This is a genomic window from Oceanobacillus halophilus, from assembly GCF_003628505.1.
Lineage (GTDB): Bacteria > Bacillota > Bacilli > Bacillales > Amphibacillaceae > Oceanobacillus > Oceanobacillus halophilus.
The window spans coordinates 72,377-89,191 of the sequence record NZ_RBZP01000001.1 but is presented as its reverse complement, the minus strand read 5'-3'; the positions used below and the strand labels follow the sequence as shown (position 1 = coordinate 89,191).

Annotated in this window: 15 protein-coding genes and 1 riboswitch; of the genes, 5 read left to right on the top strand and 10 right to left on the bottom strand. The window is 35.9% G+C overall.

The window, feature by feature from the left end; genetic code table 11:
- The first annotated feature begins 37 nt into the window (after positions 1-37).
- From D8M06_RS00475 to D8M06_RS00465, 3 genes are read left to right on the top strand one after another with little or no spacing between them, the layout of a single operon-like run.
- Positions 38-1,552, top strand: a complete 1,515-nt coding sequence (locus tag D8M06_RS00475; RefSeq protein WP_338322936.1) for a spore germination protein — start codon at positions 38-40, stop codon at positions 1,550-1,552.
- A gap of 11 nt (positions 1,553-1,563) precedes the next feature.
- Entirely contained in the window at positions 1,564-2,652 is a 1,089-nt protein-coding gene (locus D8M06_RS00470; protein ID WP_121202395.1) for a GerAB/ArcD/ProY family transporter, read from the top strand.
- Positions 2,649-3,911 carry a Ger(x)C family spore germination protein gene (locus D8M06_RS00465; protein ID WP_121202394.1) on the top strand — a complete coding sequence of 421 codons (1,263 nt, stop codon included), beginning with the start codon at positions 2,649-2,651 and terminating at the stop codon, positions 3,909-3,911. Before D8M06_RS00470 ends, D8M06_RS00465 begins: the two co-directional genes overlap by 4 nt.
- A 380-nt stretch (positions 3,912-4,291) precedes the next feature.
- On the opposite strand, the gene D8M06_RS00460 is transcribed toward D8M06_RS00465, so the two are convergent.
- The 9 genes from D8M06_RS00460 to D8M06_RS00425 form a co-directional block, all read right to left on the bottom strand.
- Positions 4,292-5,275, bottom strand: coding sequence for a zinc-binding dehydrogenase (locus D8M06_RS00460; protein WP_121202393.1), 984 nt, complete (start codon positions 5,273-5,275; stop codon positions 4,292-4,294).
- 15 nt (positions 5,276-5,290) lie between these two features.
- A complete protein-coding gene (locus D8M06_RS00455; RefSeq protein ID WP_121202392.1) occupies positions 5,291-6,214 on the bottom strand; it encodes an ArsA family ATPase in 924 nt (307 codons plus the stop codon).
- A gap of 22 nt (positions 6,215-6,236) precedes the next feature.
- Positions 6,237-6,494: a cory-CC-star protein gene (locus D8M06_RS00450; RefSeq protein WP_121203060.1), complete on the bottom strand. Its 258-nt coding sequence runs from the start codon at positions 6,492-6,494 to the stop codon at positions 6,237-6,239.
- Between the two features lie 880 nt (positions 6,495-7,374).
- A complete protein-coding gene (locus D8M06_RS00445; protein WP_121202391.1) occupies positions 7,375-9,117 on the bottom strand; it encodes a carbon starvation CstA family protein in 1,743 nt (580 codons plus the stop codon).
- A 316-nt stretch (positions 9,118-9,433) separates the two neighbouring features.
- The gene (locus D8M06_RS00440) at positions 9,434-10,813 is read right to left on the bottom strand and encodes a Glu/Leu/Phe/Val family dehydrogenase (protein ID WP_121202390.1); all 1,380 of its coding nucleotides are present in this window, start codon (positions 10,811-10,813) and stop codon (positions 9,434-9,436) included.
- A gap of 34 nt (positions 10,814-10,847) precedes the next feature.
- Positions 10,848-12,263: a hypothetical protein gene (locus D8M06_RS00435; protein WP_121202389.1), complete on the bottom strand. Its 1,416-nt coding sequence runs from the start codon at positions 12,261-12,263 to the stop codon at positions 10,848-10,850.
- A 182-nt stretch (positions 12,264-12,445) separates the two neighbouring features.
- The gene (locus tag D8M06_RS19935) at positions 12,446-12,592 is read right to left on the bottom strand and encodes a hypothetical protein (protein WP_170150252.1); all 147 of its coding nucleotides are present in this window, start codon (positions 12,590-12,592) and stop codon (positions 12,446-12,448) included.
- A 450-nt stretch (positions 12,593-13,042) separates the two neighbouring features.
- Entirely contained in the window at positions 13,043-13,612 is a 570-nt protein-coding gene (thiT, locus tag D8M06_RS00430; RefSeq protein ID WP_121202388.1) for an energy-coupled thiamine transporter ThiT, read from the bottom strand.
- A gap of 122 nt (positions 13,613-13,734) precedes the next feature.
- A riboswitch (TPP riboswitch) is annotated at positions 13,735-13,848 on the bottom strand.
- Positions 13,849-13,965: 117 nt separating this feature from the next.
- Positions 13,966-14,211, bottom strand: a complete 246-nt coding sequence (locus tag D8M06_RS00425; protein WP_121202387.1) for a phage holin — start codon at positions 14,209-14,211, stop codon at positions 13,966-13,968.
- Positions 14,212-14,854: 643 nt separating this feature from the next.
- Here D8M06_RS00425 and D8M06_RS00420 point away from each other — a divergent pair.
- Together D8M06_RS00420 and D8M06_RS00415 are read left to right on the top strand one after the other, a co-directional pair.
- The gene (locus tag D8M06_RS00420) at positions 14,855-15,391 is read left to right on the top strand and encodes a YceI family protein (RefSeq protein WP_121202386.1); all 537 of its coding nucleotides are present in this window, start codon (positions 14,855-14,857) and stop codon (positions 15,389-15,391) included.
- Between the two features lie 88 nt (positions 15,392-15,479).
- Positions 15,480-15,845 carry a thiol-disulfide oxidoreductase DCC family protein gene (locus D8M06_RS00415; RefSeq protein WP_121202385.1) on the top strand — a complete coding sequence of 122 codons (366 nt, stop codon included), beginning with the start codon at positions 15,480-15,482 and terminating at the stop codon, positions 15,843-15,845.
- On the opposite strand, the gene D8M06_RS00410 is transcribed toward D8M06_RS00415, so the two are convergent.
- Positions 15,829-16,701 (bottom strand): VanW family protein, encoded by an 873-nt coding sequence (locus D8M06_RS00410; RefSeq protein ID WP_421903940.1) that lies wholly within the window; start codon positions 16,699-16,701, stop codon positions 15,829-15,831. The genes D8M06_RS00415 and D8M06_RS00410 overlap by 17 nt on opposite strands.
- Positions 16,702-16,815: the final 114 nt, after the last annotated feature.

The following is a 16,815-nucleotide window of genomic DNA, read 5'->3' as shown; positions in this document are numbered from 1 at the left end:
CCGTGGGACCTTAAATGTATAACTTGGAGTTGATCATTTGTTCAATATTATTCAAAAGATGAAACCTAAGACAAGAACTCAACATGGGAATAAGATGGGAAAGAAAAAATTAGCACAAGATGTAAATCCCAACTTGCAGAAAAACTTAGATACGTTAAAAGTTGTTTATTCCTACCCTGATAATACTGACTTTCTTATTAGAGAGCTATTCATTAGCGGACTTAATAAAAAAGCGGCCATACTGTTTATAAGTACGATTACTGACTTTAAACTAATAGACGAGCATATTATAGCCCCTTTACTTAATAACAAAGATGAAAATATTCCAATACATAATATCATTACTATTCAGTCAATAGAAAATAAACATACTATACAAGATACAATGAAAGATATTAATAGCGGGAATGCAGCTCTTTTCATTGAAGGTGAAAAACAAGCATATTCCGTAAATGTAGCGAACTTTGAAGGAAGAGGAATTGAGAACCCAGAAAATGAAACAGTTGTTAAAGGTCCCAAAGAGTCTTTTAATGAAAAGGCATTTACAAATATTTCCTTAATTAGAAAAAGGTTAAAAAACGAAAACTTAGTCATTGAGAATAGTGTTGTTTCCCAACGCTCAAATAATGTCGTTTATACACTATACATCAAAGATATTACCAGCGAAAAACTATTAGAAAATGTAAGGGAAAGATTAAATACGTTAGATGTGGATGCGATACAAAACCTTTCCTTATTAGAGCAGTACATTGAAGAAAGAAAATATTCGTTATTTCCAACAGTTTTATATACAGAAAGGCCCGATCGCGCTGTCTCTTTTTTAGAAGATGGGTATATTGTACTCTTGATGGATAACTCTCCTGATTCTATTGTTCTCCCGGCAACATTCTGGTCGTTTTTTCATACATCAGAAGACCATTACTTACGGTTTATGTATGGAAATTTCACCAGATTATTGCGGATATTTGCCTTATTTATAACTATATTTACCTCTTCCATTTATATTTCAGTAGTCACCTTTCATATTGAAATGATACCTCCTGACTTGCTGTTGGCAATCGCTGCTTCAAGGGAAAAGGTTCCCTTCCCTGCAGTTATTGAGGTGTTGCTTATGGAAGTTGCTTTCGAACTTATTAGAGAGGCAGGGTTAAGAGTTCCGAGTCCAATCGGCCCAACAATTGGTATTGTCGGTGCACTCATTCTGGGACAGGCTGCTGTTGAAGCTAATATTGTTAGTCCCATTGTTGTTATCGTGGTAGCATTAAGCGGCCTAAGCTCGTTTGCTGTCGGTGACATAAGTATGAATTTTACTATACGTATTTTACGGTTTGGGTTTATTTTAGCCGCAAGTGTATTTGGTATATATGGCATGACTGCGGTATTTACATTAGGACTGTTTTATATGATTTCTTTAAAATCATTTGGTGTACCATACTTATCTCCACTAACACCCAAGTACAAATCTTCAGGAGATACGGTCTTTAGAAGAGTATTACAACATGAAACCTTTAGACCAGGTTATGTGAAGCCAAAAGATATAACAAAAAGATAAGGAGCTCTATAATGGGTGAACCAAAGGATAAAATAGGAATCAAAGAATATATAGCAATTGCCTTGTTTATGATTGGCACAAAAACAACAGACGATATTCCGTCTATGTTATTTGATTCCCTACAGAACGCCGGATGGATAGCACCCATTATTAGTGGGATATTAGCTATTCTTCCATTATTTCTTTTATTACACATTGCAGCAAATTATCAAGATAAAAGTCTAATTGATATTATTTACCATATCTTTGGTAAATTCCTCGGTTTTTTGGTTTTATTTTTCTTATGGGCTATTGGATTTTTCTATATTGTACTCGATACTGCAACCTATACAGATATCATTTCGACTATGTATTTTGTTAAAACCCCTGCTATTCTTATCTATGCAACATTAATGGGAGTCTGTGCTTATGGGGCAAAAAGAGGTTTAGAACAGATTGGTTCTGTTTCATGGTCTGTGCTCCCTTATTTGCAAGTTTCCTTATTTTTATCTCTAATATTAACGATAGGTCAAGGAAATCTGGGTTTTCTTTTCCCTGTTTTCGGCCCGGGTGAATGGGATGTATTGAAAGAAAGTACGATGAAAATATCTTTATACATGGATTTCCTTTATTTGTTTATGCTTTTTCCCTTTGTAAAAAGCACTAAAGATTTTAAAAAAGGAACATGGATTGCATTTTTTTTAATTCTAATTAATCTTTCCATTACCATGGTTAGTTATGTCATGTTATTTGATTATAAATCAGTGATGTTGTTGAATTATCCCTATCATGAAACGATTCGATCCATAAGTCTTGGTTTTTTAACGAACATAGAAACCTTATTCTTCCCCTTTTGGCTCATTGCTTCCTTTATAAAATTTGCGGCATATCTTTATATAAATATCATGCTATTTGGAAAACTGTTTAAGATAGAGCATTTTGAATACATTATGCCTGCCTTTGCAACCCTAATTGTCTTTCTGGGATTACTGCCAGAAAGCCCGACTTTTGCAATTTTTGATTTAAAAGCGATGGTTGGAAACCTTGCTTCACCTTTGTTTTTCTTCCTGCCAATTATTATGTGGACATTAGCTAAATTTAAAGGAGATTTACGCAAATGAGCAAACTTCGCACCACAGGAAAAATATTTATCATTATATTACTTGTATTCATTCTTAGTGGCTGCATGGATCAAACGGAAGTAGATCAATTAGCTTATGTTGTTGCTATTGGTCTAGGTAAATCGGAAGAAGATGATAATCTCGTAAAAATAACCTATATATTTGCCAATCCTGAATCCGGAACGCAAGCTGGTGGTAGTGGTGGTGACGAGCCTCCCCAGGAAACCATCTCCTTTTCAGCAACAGATTTTATCACTTCACGGAGTTTAGCAAATGCGGTAATTGCCAAACAGGTTACTTATGATTTACTCAGACTTATCATTGTATCAGAGGATTTTGCTAAAGATGAAGATTTTATTCGATGGATTTATGATGCTACCAAAGCGATGGAAATCAGAAGAGATATCAGATTGTTAGTATCTCAGGAAGAGCCTAGTGTGTTTGTTCAAAATAATCAACCCAAACTTGATACACGACCACACCAATATTTTGAGTTGATGTTTAATCGTGGACTTAATACAGGGACTGTCCCCCCCTCTAAACTAAATCGGTTCTTCCGAATTACAGAAGCAGATGCAAACTTATTTTTATCCATCTATGCAACTACCGAACTAAATGATGATACGAAAGAAAATAAGGATCCTGATAATATAGCAGCAGGTGAGTTTGAATTTGAAGGGGAAACGAACAATACACAATTTGCAGGGTCAGCAGTTTTTAAGGAAGGGATCATGATTGACACACTGACTATTGAAGAAACACGTCTAGCTTTTTTGCTCAGTAATGTCCTTCAACAACCAGATGAAATTCTAACATCCTTACCAGACCCTTTTACGGATGAACATTATTTGACCGTAAGAATACGAAGGGAGTCTAATGTTGACCTAAAAATGAATCTTGATAAGACCAAACCGTCTATTCTTGCAACCATTCCCATTTCTATCGAAGTCATGACTAATCACGGGATGACAGATTTTACAGACAGTGAGAAAATTAGACAAACGTTAGAAAAATCTTTTGAAGATACACTAACAGAAAAGTTTGATGAGTTAATTAAAAAGACACAAGAAAAATATAGCACAGAACCCTTTGGATGGTCACTTGTTGCACGCAAAGAATTTCTTACAATTCCTGAGTGGGAATCGTTCGATTGGATGAAAACTTACCCCAACATGGAAATACATACAGATGTACGAGTAGACCTTGAGAAATTCGGTAGACAAACAGAATTACCTAGCTTAGATGAAATGAGGGATTAAATGAACTTCTTCGTATCAACTGTAATGATCTTAGTCTTTTTCTACACATGTGGCTTTGGAATTAGTCTGTGGAAAGAGAAAAACAAAGTAGGTTCATTAGCCATATTTATTTTAGCCATTAGTATCGTTGTGACCCCTTTTTTTTCAGTATTTAGATAAGGCTGTTTTCTGCAGAATACTTGCGGTTCGCGGGCACGGCCTCAGCCTCCCCGCGGAAAGCGGAGTTTATTTCCGTAGCGGTTGTGAAGCGCTATTCTGAATTAAATAAATCAGGAGTTTCTATAGAGTATGACGTATAAAAAGCAACAAAGTATACGAAATGAGTCTTAAATAAACAAAGCGGAGGGTCCCTTCATCTAGACGCGTCCGCTTTATTTATATTATTGACTAATTTTTAAAGCTATTTTCCCAAATTGATTTCCTTCATTTAAATAATCTAGTGCATCTTGGGCTTCGTATAAAGAAAATGACCGATCAACTACGGGATGCATTTTATATTTTTCCATATGCTCAAGAACCTCTCTTAATTCTTGTCTACTCCCCATGGTAGACCCAAATAACTGATACTGGCCGTAAAAGAATTTTCTTAGATTAAACTGGATATCATCCTCTGTTGTAGAACCAAATGTAACAATTCTTCCACCTTTTTTCACAACTTCTAAGGAACGATTAAATGTTGAACCACCTACACTGTCAATAACTAAATCAATGGTTTCATCAGCCAATTGCTGATTCCAATCACTATTCGTATCAAGAACAATATCGGCACCTAACTTTTTTGCATTCTCTTGTTTTTCTTTACTTCTAGAGGTAACAATGACCTTTGCACCGATATTCTTAGCAAATTGTATAAGGTAAGTAGCAACGCCACTTCCAGCTCCAGGGATAAACACCGTATCTTCTTTCTTAATTTGACCTTTTGTAACTAGGGCTCGATATCCAGTTAATGCGGATAACGCAAGTACCCCGGCTTCTTCCCAAGAGAGGTAATCTGGTTTTGGTTCTAATTGTTCTTCTGATATTACTATCTTTTCAGCAAATGTTCCATGATCTGGCATTCCCAAAATATCAAACTGTTTCGGAGGTGCATCAGTGGTTTCATACCATCGTAAAGCAGGATTAATAATTACTTCATCCCCAACTTTAAAATTAGTAACTCTCTCCCCTATCGATTCCACCACACCAGAACCATCAGAACCAAGTATTAATGCTTTCTTATTATCTCCTCTACGGTTTGGTATATAAAGGTCACGACGATTTAATCCAGCAGCTCTTAGTGAAACGACTACTTGCCCTTCACCTGCAATAGGATTATCCATCTCTTTTATATTCTGCTTGCCATCTTCGAGTACAAATGCTTTCATCACTTGTCATCCTTTCTAGTAATAACTACTAATTTTCTCTAATTGCTGTTTACTTGTAATATCTTTTGCAAATAGTGGAACATAAATTAGCTGTTGATGTTTGAACGTATCTTCAATCATTTCCACATAGTGTTTTTCATGTTCCTTCCGTTGTTGTAAAAAATCTCCATCTACATCATCTGGTAATATCTTATTTATAATTAATGTTTTCACATGTAGGTGATACTTGTCTAATAATTCGATTGCTTTTTTAGTTTCTAAAATAGGCAATCTTTCTGCATTAAGTACAAAAACAAATCCTGTATTATCATGATCTAACAAAACCTCTCGTGCTTTTTGAAACCTATCCTTCCTTTCTTTTAAGACATCGTATATTGGATCTTCTATCGGTTCACCGTCATTTAACAATTGTGTGTAATTTTCATTCGTTTTCTTACGTCTTTTTAGTAAACCTTCAATCCAAACACCCATTAACTCCGGTAATGAAAGAAGTCTTATAGTATGTCCTGTAGGAGCGGTATCAAAGATAAGCTTATCATAGTTCGTTCTTTCCTCTAGAATGATTGATATAAGTTTATCAAATAATGCAGCTTCATCCGCACCTGGTGATGCCTTTGCAGTATCCAGTTGTCTATGAACTTCTTGCATCATCGTTGTATTGACTGTACCTTTTATATTCTCTTTAACACTATTAATATATTTTGTTGTTTCTATTTCCGGATCAATTTCTAGAGCATCCAGGTTCTCTGATATATTAATAGTCTTTCCTCCAATTTTCTGGTTAAATATATCACCCAGATTATGAGCTGGATCCGTAGATATCAACAATGTACGATTACCTGATTGTGCTGATTTCCAAGCAATGGCGGCTGCTGATGTAGACTTTCCAACACCACCTTTTCCTCCAACAAAGATAATTTTTTTCTCTAATTCTTTCATTTCATCCCCTCTTTTCTCTATGTTAGCAGCAACGTATACCTGTTAATGGTGACTTATCCATTCCCATTCTTAGGTGCCAATCATGGAATTTTTCAATCATGTATGGATAAAGTTCCAATGTGTAGTAATATACGGGATTTGGTATTCCAATCATTTCGGAATAAAGTAGTAAAAGAAATAGATCATCTTCATTTCTTAGTTCTCTCGCAATTTCTGTTCGATGTGGCATACTAAGTACTTCCTCATACCATTCAATAAGTTGTTTTAATTTATCTAGCATCATCCGTCTCGCCACCTTTTTGTAAGTTTATAATAAGAACACATTTCTAAGTAAATTGTTTATTTTTTATAGTTTACGTGTATTCTGTATAGAGTCTTGATATCTTTAATTCAGAATACTGCTCTGTCTCCGCTACGGAAATACACTACGCTTTCCGCGGGGAGCTGGTGAGCCTCCTTCGCGCTGGCGCACTCAGCAGTCTCACCGATGCTCTTCTTCCCGCAGGAGTCTCCGTGTATTTCCTTCGCTAAGTGCCTGCTCTACTTGTTTCTAACCTCGAAAACTCTGTTTAAACAAGAAACAACTACCTCAAACGTGACATTATGGTCTATAGCTTTAAAGCTATCAAGAGCTTATAACATAGCGGAGGCAGAATACGAAGACTCCTCGAAAATAAATACCAATTTTCTTCGTGCGATGTAATGCTGACGAAGCCTTCCTTGTCCTGCGGGAAAAGCACGTGTCCGAAGACCCCACAGCGAGGGTACTACTTGACTAGCTCCTTTGGCCCTTGCGCCGAGGTAGCCTACTTCGAAGCGTTACTAGGAGACGCAGGCGCAAGTATGTCTTTCCGCGAGGAGGCTGAGGCCGTGCCCGCGGAAAGCGAAGTATTCTGCCGGAGCGATTGTCAGCAGAAAACATTCATAAGTGAAAGCGAGCGCTACTATTTTGAATTAAATATATCAACAGTTTCTATCAACTACGACATAGTTAAATAATCCTTCAACATTAATACAAATGTGAAATATATAAACAAATTACGCACGGGGACTATCTGGCGCGAATAAAAAGCACTATTGCTCCAAATTCACGCATGTTCTAATGCAAGTATGTAGAAAAAGGGATCATGTGTAATGACCCCTTTTTCATAGTTTTATCTTTATCCTACCTTGTTTTTATTAATTTCATCATCAAATTTACCTGTGATAACTGAATACGACGTTAGTGCGATCCAGAATGCAAAGACGAAGATGATTGCTCCTAATACGAATAGTAATGTGTTGGAACCTGTGCCCCACCAAGCCCATTCAAGGAATACTTGTTGGAACAAGGCAACCATTGTCATAATCATTAGGAATATCATCGGTATCAATGTAATGGCGTAACTTCTTCCTTTTCGTTTTAACCAGATTGAAATTAACATTAAACTTATACCAGCAAGCAATTGATTAGATGTACCAAATAATGGCCAAATTAGGTACCCACCGGAACCAAATCCATTTGGTCCTTCAGGGATTAACACAAGTGCCGCACTGGATAGTACTGCAATTGAGGTAGCAACATGTGTTTTAGTTAATGCAGGAACTTTATATTCCTCACCTAGTTCTGCAATAATGTAGCGCATTAAACGAACAGCTGTATCGAGTGTAGTCGCTGCAAAACTAACAACAATTACGGAAACAATGGTTGCCGCAATATGAGCTGGAATACCTAATCCACCAGCTAATACAGCTGCCCCCTCTACAAATACACCGAGTCCAGCTCCATTGGCTGCATTGAAACTGCTATATGTTCCAAAGAACTCATCAGCATTTGCAAAGAATGTTCCTACAGCTAGAATGGAAATTAAGGCTAGTATACCTTCACCTACTGCACCAAAATAACCGACAAATCGAGCATCTGTTTCCTTATCTAACTGCTTGGAAGAAGTTCCAGAAGAAACTAGTCCATGGAAACCAGAAATAGCACCACAAGCAACTGTAATGAATAATAGTGGCAACCAATTTCTATCAGGGTTTTCGTTATACACTGGTGCAGTTAATTCTGGATTTGTGAATAGTAATCCAAGATATAAAATTGCTAAACCAACTACTAATTGATGGGAATTAATAAAGTCCCTTGGCTGCAATAGCTTCCAGACTGGTAAAGTGGATGCGATATAACAATAAACCATTAAAAATACAATCCAAATCATAAATGCCGTAGACACTGCTCCAAGTCCAAATAAACCGGCACCGTCTTCTCCACCCATGTATCGAACTAAGTCAATTTGTAACACTTCATATTGAGCTGCCAGTACTGCAATAAAATACATTATAGCAAGAACGATAAGAGAAGGAATAAGCATCTTTACGTTCTTCTTGTAAACTAAATATCCAATTGCAATTGCAAGTGGAATTTGAAACATAACTGGTAATACACTTGATGGGAAAGTAATAAATAAATTGGCAATTACCCAGGCAAATACGGCATTGACCATCAAGACAAGAATTAAAATAATAAATAAGAACAGTAACTTTCCTCTTTTTCCAATTAACTTATCAGCAATAGTACCAATAGACTGCCCCTTGTTTCTTACTGATAATGCCAATGTACCAAAATCATGCACTCCTGCAGCAAACACTGTACCTAGAATAACCCATAATAATGCTGGTAACCATCCCCAATAGAGTGCAATCGCTGGACCTAAAATAGGTGCTGCACCAGCAACTGATGTAAAATGATGTCCCCACAAAACAAATTTATTTGTAGGCACAAAGTCCACCCCGTCTTTATATTTATGGGCTGGTGTAACATAATTTGGATCTAATCTAAAAATCTTTTCTGCTACAAACTTAGAATAATAGCGATAACCTAATGCAAACACAACAAGACCAATAATCGCAACTAAAATAGCATTCAATTCTTTCTACCTCCCCTGTAATAGTAATTTCCCCTCATATGAAAGCGCATTGACCTAAGTACTGAACTTATTCTATAACAGTTTTATATAAATGTAAATATCTGAATAATTAATAATAATATTTTTTTCATACTTTTCCATTAAAAAACCAGTTCCTTTTTACTAGGAACTGATCTTTATATAAGGCTATATTTTTTATTGTATTTTGTATAGATTGTGGATTAACTTAATTAAATAAATCAGGAATATCTATCAACTTCGACATAGTACATAAACTTTATAAAGTAAAGCGAAAAGGCTCTGTTATATAAAAGTTTTAGTATAACTTTCCTTGTTTATATAAAACAGTTGAAAGCTTCATTATCGCTTCTATATAACAATTTTCTCTTAATGGAAGATTGTCGCTTACAAATTGCGGGTAAACGACATCAAAGGTTGTTTTCATTTTATTAAACAGACGTTTATAAACTTCTTTTTCTGTGTAGAATTGAGTTTCTCTACCTTGCAGCCATTCGAAATACGATACAATTACACCACCTGCATTCACCAGAATATCAGGAATTATAACTGTTCCCCTGTCGCTTAAATACGAATCTGCAATACCTGTAATAGGAGCATTTGCACCTTCAATGATAACTTTAGCTTTTATTTGATCCATATTATCCTTGTGTACTTGGTCCTCTAGAGCTGCTAGAAAAAGTATATCAGCATCTATCTGTAACAACCAATCTCTCTTCTTTATTTGTGCTGAAATAGAAGCCTGTTGCAGATGTTCATTACTTATTGGAAGGTCCCCACCATGTTTAGAAGCATATTCGATTAACTTTGGTATATTCAGACCACTTGGATTGTACAATGTTACATTTCGGTCACTTACTGCCACTATTTGATTATCTAAATGTGTACAATTAAAAGCTTCTAGCGCTACAACTGAACCTACATTTCCAAAACCTTGAATAGCAAGCTTCAACGGTTTTCCTTCCTGTTCTAGAATCGTGTCAGCAAATTTATTCTTAAGATTATTCAAGTAATTCTTGTGTTCTTTTGGAAAATCATGAAGTAAATAGCGTAATGAAAAATATACTCCTTTTCCTGTTGCCATTTTTCTTCCAAGAGAACCACCATTTATGACACTTTTTCCTGTAAAACTATCAAGATAGCTTTCTCCCGGGTGGATACTCTTGTATTCACCCATCATCCAGTCCATTTCTCTTTCGCTTGTTCCCATATCTGGTGCTGGGATATCTTTGTCAGGTCCAATAATACTGCTAAAATACTGTACATATCTCTTGCAAATTAAGTGCAGTTCTCTAACAGAATAATCTCTCGGATTTATCACAACTCCACCCTTAGCACCTCCAAATGGAACATCATGCAAGGCATTTTTTAATGTCATCAAAGTTGCTAAATTTACAACTTCCTCTTCATTGACTGTTTCATGAAATCGAATCCCGCCCTTATAAGCCCCTAATATATTGTTATGCTGAACACGAAAAGCTGGAATTCTTACAATCTCTCCATTTTCTAATGAAACTCTCAAAAATGATTTATGGACTTGATTCGGGGTAGAAAGAATGGAGCGTAAGGAACGTAAAGCTTTCTCCCTTATTTCACTTTGTAATTCTGGTAAAAAATCATTATCATTAAATAATACTTGAAGTGAGCTTTGCACAATTTCTTCCGTATTCTTTGTCATATTTACCCTCCCATCCATCGGTAAATTTTTCCGATTAAAAAATAAATACTGCTGCCAATGTCGTTACAATTAACCCTATAAAAACTGGGAAGAAATTCTTTCGGACTAACTCCATTACGGAAACTCCACAGAGACCCGCTATAGCAATTAGTGATGACCAGGCTACTAATGTTCCCCCACCAGTCCAAATTGCACCTAATTGACCAAGAGCTGCAAGTGTTGAGGCGTCAATAGAAGCTGTTTCTAATGATGCTGCTAATGCACCTGTTAATGGTAATCCAGAGAATCCTGACCCATCCAAACCGGTGATAATACCAATAACCATGACACTAAGTGCAGCAAATATAGCACTTTGAGGGAGGAATCCCTGTACAGATTCAATTAAACCAAATAACAAGGATGGTCCGCTTTCAACACCTAATATCGAACTCGAGAAATCAGGACTTCCCAGGAAAAAAAACCCTGCTATGGGAATAACTGGTCCCATTGCTTTAAAAGCAAAAACAAACCCATCCGTAATGTGGTTGCTAATATAATTTAAAGCATGATGCTTACCAAAAGCTACGGTTGAGAGAAGCAAGAGAATAGCAGCAACCCCACCTACAAATGCTGCACCATCACCACCTACCAATCCACCATCTCCAGAAAAGAGTTTACCGTACATCATAACCACAACTACCATAAGAAGTGATAATGGTACTAAAATAGCAAAAACCTTACTCCAAGTAGACAAGTTCTCCGTTTTTGCTTCATTTTCAGTCTTCTCCGATGTTCGCAACAACTCTAGTTCTTTTTCATTCAAAGTATCATCTTTCGACCGAATTGATTTTCTGTATAATAAATAAGCTAATCCAATAGCAACAACACCTGCTATCATCGACAAGATAAAGGCCTTATCAGCTACTGCACCAGCATCAATGGAGGCTCCAGTTCCCGATAGACTTGGTGCAACCTGTACGATATAGTCAGAGGAAAGTGCCATCCCTTGACCAGCTAAAGCAATAGCCACTGCAGCTGTCATAGCCGGAAGCCCTGCTCTTACAGCTGCCGGAACAAGCAATGCACAAATTAAAGGTACAGCAGGTGTTGGCCAGAAAAAGAGGGAGATGACATATGTTACGATTACGAGTATAAAAAAAGAAACATGACCATTCACCATTAATTTTTGTATGGGTTGAATCATCCGCTTATCTGCCCCTAAATCTCGCAAGGAATTTAATAAGGCAAGCATAAACATGATGATTAGAAAAATACTAAATAGCTCTTGAGCTGCAATTAAATTGGCATTAAAAATCGCAGTAAAACCATCTATCAGATTACCTGTATACACCCACGCAATAACAAATGTTCCAAGGATAGTTGGCAAAACAACCCCTTTTCTAAAAATCATAGTTACGATAATAATAATTGTAAACAGACCATATAGAAGATGGGATAAGGTTAAATCCATTTTAATCCCTTCCTTTCTCAAATTGTGCTATAGCCTATGCAAGAAATAGTCATAACGCTACAATTCTTTCGAGAAGGATATTTTAAAATATAATTGTTTGCTATAGCTTTTCGGAAAGTTAGCCCAGTATCCAAAATAAAATAAAAAAAGATGCCCTTCATACGAGCATCCACTTCCATTTCTTATTCTGTTTCTTCACTACTTTCACTCCATACATCTGAACAGGAGCGACAAGATAGTACCCCATCTTCTTGAACACCATCAAAAAAACCATTCACACAATAAACTTCTTTCCTACAGTTATGACAAAGACCAATCAATTCTCGCAATCAAATCCCCCTCATAAATAGTAAGGCTCTTTTCGTAGAGTTTGTTGCTTTTTGAAGTTTTACAGTTGATAGAAACTCCTGATTAATTTAATTTAGATTAGTTAGCTCTCGCTTACACTAATGAAAGTTTTGTGCTGCCATTCGCTCCGGCAGAATACTTCGCTTTCCGTAGCGGGGGTTAAGCAGTTTTCTGAATTAAAGATATCAATAGTCATTACAAAAATGTAAACTAAAGTCATGGTTATAAGCATCAATCTTTAAAAAAAGTGCCAATAGTTAAGAGGCTGGGTCATAAGTATTTTCTCAAAGGAAAATCCGAACATGATTGGTGGACGGTGCATAAATACCGCTCCGGAAATATACTTCGCTATGTAGCACATTGTTCGTTTTCTGAGTTAAACACTTTAGTTATGTCCCAACCTCTAATTGTGAGCAGAGTATCAATAAAATTTAACTAGTAGCATTCAACAAGGTTCTTGGTTGTTTATGGAAAAGAAAGAAGACTAAGATTGCACTTAAGATAAATGATGGTAACATATAAGAGCCATTATAGATTAATGAATAGATCCATGCTGGTTGTCCTTCAACAGCAGATCCAAAGAAAACAATTCCTGCAGCATAATGAGCAAGAAATCTAAGAACTGACCCTAGAAATACCCCTAAAGATATATACATAAGATAAGCACTTGTATTACCTTCCTTAACATTATGTTGTATCTGCTTTGCAAACACCCCAGCAAAACCCAGTACAGTAAATGCTAATGCATAATCAATAAAGCCTTGAACTGGATGCATAATCCATGCTGTACCTGTTGCAATTTGCAAAACACCCCATAAAAAACCTGATAGCAATCCACCCTTGATCCCCCAACGAAATGCAACAATAAATACTGGAATCATTGCAAAGGAAACAGAACCACCCTGTGCCCAAATTTTAAATGAGATTGGTAAAATATCCAACAATAAAGCTAATGCTGTAAAAATTGAAACTTCTACTAAAAACAAGATTTTCTTCGACATCGTTCTTCTCTCCCCTATTTAAAAACTTTTTAACACAACAAAAAAAGCAATGCCTAGGGGAAGCTTCCTGATGGGATTTGACGATTAAATCAAATCTGCTCCGCTCACATTGCAAATTTATCCATCAAAAAAACCACCAATCCCTACGCTAGTACTAACTAACAGGTTCAAAGGGTCTGAGCACGTTAGTGTCATATATGCTCACTCTCAGCCAAATGGCTCCCCCTGTTGGCTTCTATTAAATTGCTTTTTTGTTACTTATATTGTACGCTTCTGCAGCTGCAAATACAACCAAAACCAAGTTAATAGGATTTCAGACATTTCCATCCACTAGAATTCATAATTTATCTTCCTTAAGGATTCTTTTTCTTTGTTAATCCATTTTGTTCTAATATTTCTTTTTGCTTTTTCCCGTTTTTTGTAACGTAATTGTTTTTAAACCATGCAGCTAGTGAAGTCACAACTGTAAATATGGATGAAACAATTTGTTCGATTAATTCACTATCAATTGGAAGTGGTGACTTTCCAAACATTACAAGAAATTGGTTCGTTAAAGCAATAACTAATGCAGCCGTACGGATAATAGTACCTCTATCCAAGTATCCTTACCCCCTTGAACAAACTGGCTTATATATTATATTTATTAAAAAGCCAGTAATATTGGAACGGCTAAACAACCCCACCATCGCATTAATAACTATTCAAGTAGCACCTAACCAAATTAACATACAAGCATCTTTCATTCCTAATTACCGCGTGATACTGATCCTGTTAACAAAGAGATTATGTCTAATTCAGATTTTGTATAGAAGGCGAATTACTTTAATTAAAGATAAATGTAGTGCCTTGTTGATTTCCGCTCCGGGCAGTCGCTTTCCGCGGGCGGCTGATGAGACTACGTAGTGAGGGAACTACTTGAATAATCTCCCTTGTACCCTTGCGCCGAGAAAGCCCGCTTCGAAGCATTACTGGAAGACGCAGGCGCACACGCTTTTCAGCACGAAGGAGGCTCACCAGCTCCCCGCGGAAAGCGTAGTGTATTTCCGTAGCGAGGATTAAGCAGTATTCTTAATTAAATATATTAACAATCTCTATCAACTTAGAAACAAAATACAATAATAACTTACTTTTTTATAATTAATTAAAGATTTTTTAATTAATTATACTTGACCTAACGAAATTATTATTTTATACTTAGTAACATAAAGTAACTAACATACAAATTACGGAGGGGATTTTTTTATGACTAAAGCAACATGGACAATTGATGCCGTACACAGTGAGATAGGTTTTACAGTTAAGCATATGATGATTTCAAAAGCAAAAGGTACGTTTGAAAAATATGATGCAGTTATTGAAGCAAATCCAGAAGACTTATCAGATTCTAAAGTAGAAGTGGCGATTGATGCAGCAAGTATAAATACACGTAACGATGGTCGTGACGAACATTTACGCTCTGCGGATTTCTTTGATGTAGAAAATCATCCAAAAATAACTTTTAAAGCATCTGATATTAAAAAAACATCTGATTCTACCTACGATTTAACTGGCAACTTAACGATTCGTGATACAACAAAGCCAGTAACAGTTAATGTAACATTTGAAGGAATCAGCAAAGATCCAATGAGCGGAAATACTGTGGCAGGATTTAGTGGGGAAGCAAAAATTAATCGTAAAGATTACGGCCTAACTTGGAATGCTGCTGTAGAAACAGGCGGCGTACTTATTGCTGATGAAGTTAAAATTAACTTTGAATTAGAGTTACACAAACAAGACTAAATTCAATATAAAAAAGAAGTTATTTTCCAAACTGGAATTTAACTTCTTTTTTAATAAGATATTGAGAGAATTTTATGGAGGTGAAAACATGATTATCTATTATGATAGCTACTGTAAACTATGTACAACATCTTCTACAGTATGGAAAAAATTAGACTGGGGTAATCATTTAACTTTTAAAACTTTTCGAGATCTAGAAGATTATCCTGTTGAAATGGAGCATAGTTTACATGTGTATCATCATGACACGTGGTATAAAGGTTTTAATGCTATTATTCAAATTGCAAAGACCCTTCCATTACTATGGAGTTTTTTACCATTTCTATACTTATTTAAGATTATTGGTCTTGGTGATGTAATTTATAAGCATATAGCCAAAAACAGAAAACTAGTACCTGTTGCACAATGCAAAGCTGGTGAGGCCTGTAAAAACCCCTCTAATCATTCCCGGTAAAGTGTTCAGCAGACTCTGAGGAATACACAGATACAATCATTTTACCTTGATTTGCTTTAGCACGGATTAAAATAGGCTCATTATATAAGTTTTTGAAAACAAAATCTGGTCCCCACCAGCTTACTGTAGCATCACGCCCATCAGGTACATATGGAACCCTTTTACTATGAGCATATCGTTCAATGACTTGAATTCCACTAAGGTCCACTGCATTAAATAGTGTTGATGAAACCTGGCATATTCCTCCCCCTATATCTTCAGATAATTCTCCCTTCACAATAACTGGCGCTCGTTTATATCCTTTTTCTTTGGTTCTTTCTCCAACAACTTCATTAAATGAAAATGTCTCGCCAGGAAATAATACCGTATTGTTAATTGCTTCAGCTGCTAGATTTATGTTGTGTGATCGTTCCTTATTACTTGTCTTAAAAAAGGTTGCATAACTTCCAAGCTGACGTGAACTGATCTCTCTTATTAATCCGCTATCAACCTTAGGATGTACCTTGACTATAGGTACTTGTAACTTTTGGTTCTTGTTCTGATAAAAATATTCACGAAACAATATTTCAAATTTGCTTCTATCTAATGTTATCCCTGGCTTTTCAGATATAACTTGATTGTCATCAGCGAGTTTTGCATTTACTGGAGCTTTATACAATGTTTTTTCTAAATTATCCATCAATACATTTAACTTCTTCTCATCTATAAAAACTCGATCAAAATAAGATAAATAATATTGATCAATTTCAACTTGATCTAAAACAATCTTTTGATCATCTTCCACTTGAAACACTTCGGTCTCAGCGGAGCTAGTAAATAAAAATATGGAAAACAATACTGTCAACAATTGTTTCACCTCCCATCACTAGTATGAGATAAAGCAATTATTTCATGTAAGGGCTAAAAGAAAAAACCATTTAGCATCATGCTAAATGGTCTGCGTTTTAATTAATGAAAGTCTCTTGTGTCT

Bases quoted from the DNA above. Each gene is read 5' to 3' on its own strand.
- D8M06_RS00470 (WP_121202395.1), top strand. From the start codon at position 1,564: ATGGGTGAACCAAAGGATAAAATAGGAATCAAAGAATATATAGCAATT.
- D8M06_RS00465 (WP_121202394.1), top strand. From the start codon at position 2,649: ATGAGCAAACTTCGCACCACAGGAAAAATATTTATCATTATATTACTT.
- D8M06_RS00460 (WP_121202393.1), bottom strand. From the start codon at position 5,275: ATGAAAGCATTTGTACTCGAAGATGGCAAGCAGAATATAAAAGAGATG.
- D8M06_RS00455 (WP_121202392.1), bottom strand. From the start codon at position 6,214: ATGAAAGAATTAGAGAAAAAAATTATCTTTGTTGGAGGAAAAGGTGGT.
- D8M06_RS00450 (WP_121203060.1), bottom strand. From the start codon at position 6,494: ATGCTAGATAAATTAAAACAACTTATTGAATGGTATGAGGAAGTACTT.
- D8M06_RS00440 (WP_121202390.1), bottom strand. From the start codon at position 10,813: ATGACAAAGAATACGGAAGAAATTGTGCAAAGCTCACTTCAAGTATTA.
- D8M06_RS00435 (WP_121202389.1), bottom strand. From the start codon at position 12,263: ATGGATTTAACCTTATCCCATCTTCTATATGGTCTGTTTACAATTATT.
- thiT (WP_121202388.1), bottom strand. From the start codon at position 13,612: ATGTCGAAGAAAATCTTGTTTTTAGTAGAAGTTTCAATTTTTACAGCA.
- D8M06_RS00420 (WP_121202386.1), top strand. From the start codon at position 14,855: ATGACTAAAGCAACATGGACAATTGATGCCGTACACAGTGAGATAGGT.
- D8M06_RS00415 (WP_121202385.1), top strand. From the start codon at position 15,480: ATGATTATCTATTATGATAGCTACTGTAAACTATGTACAACATCTTCT.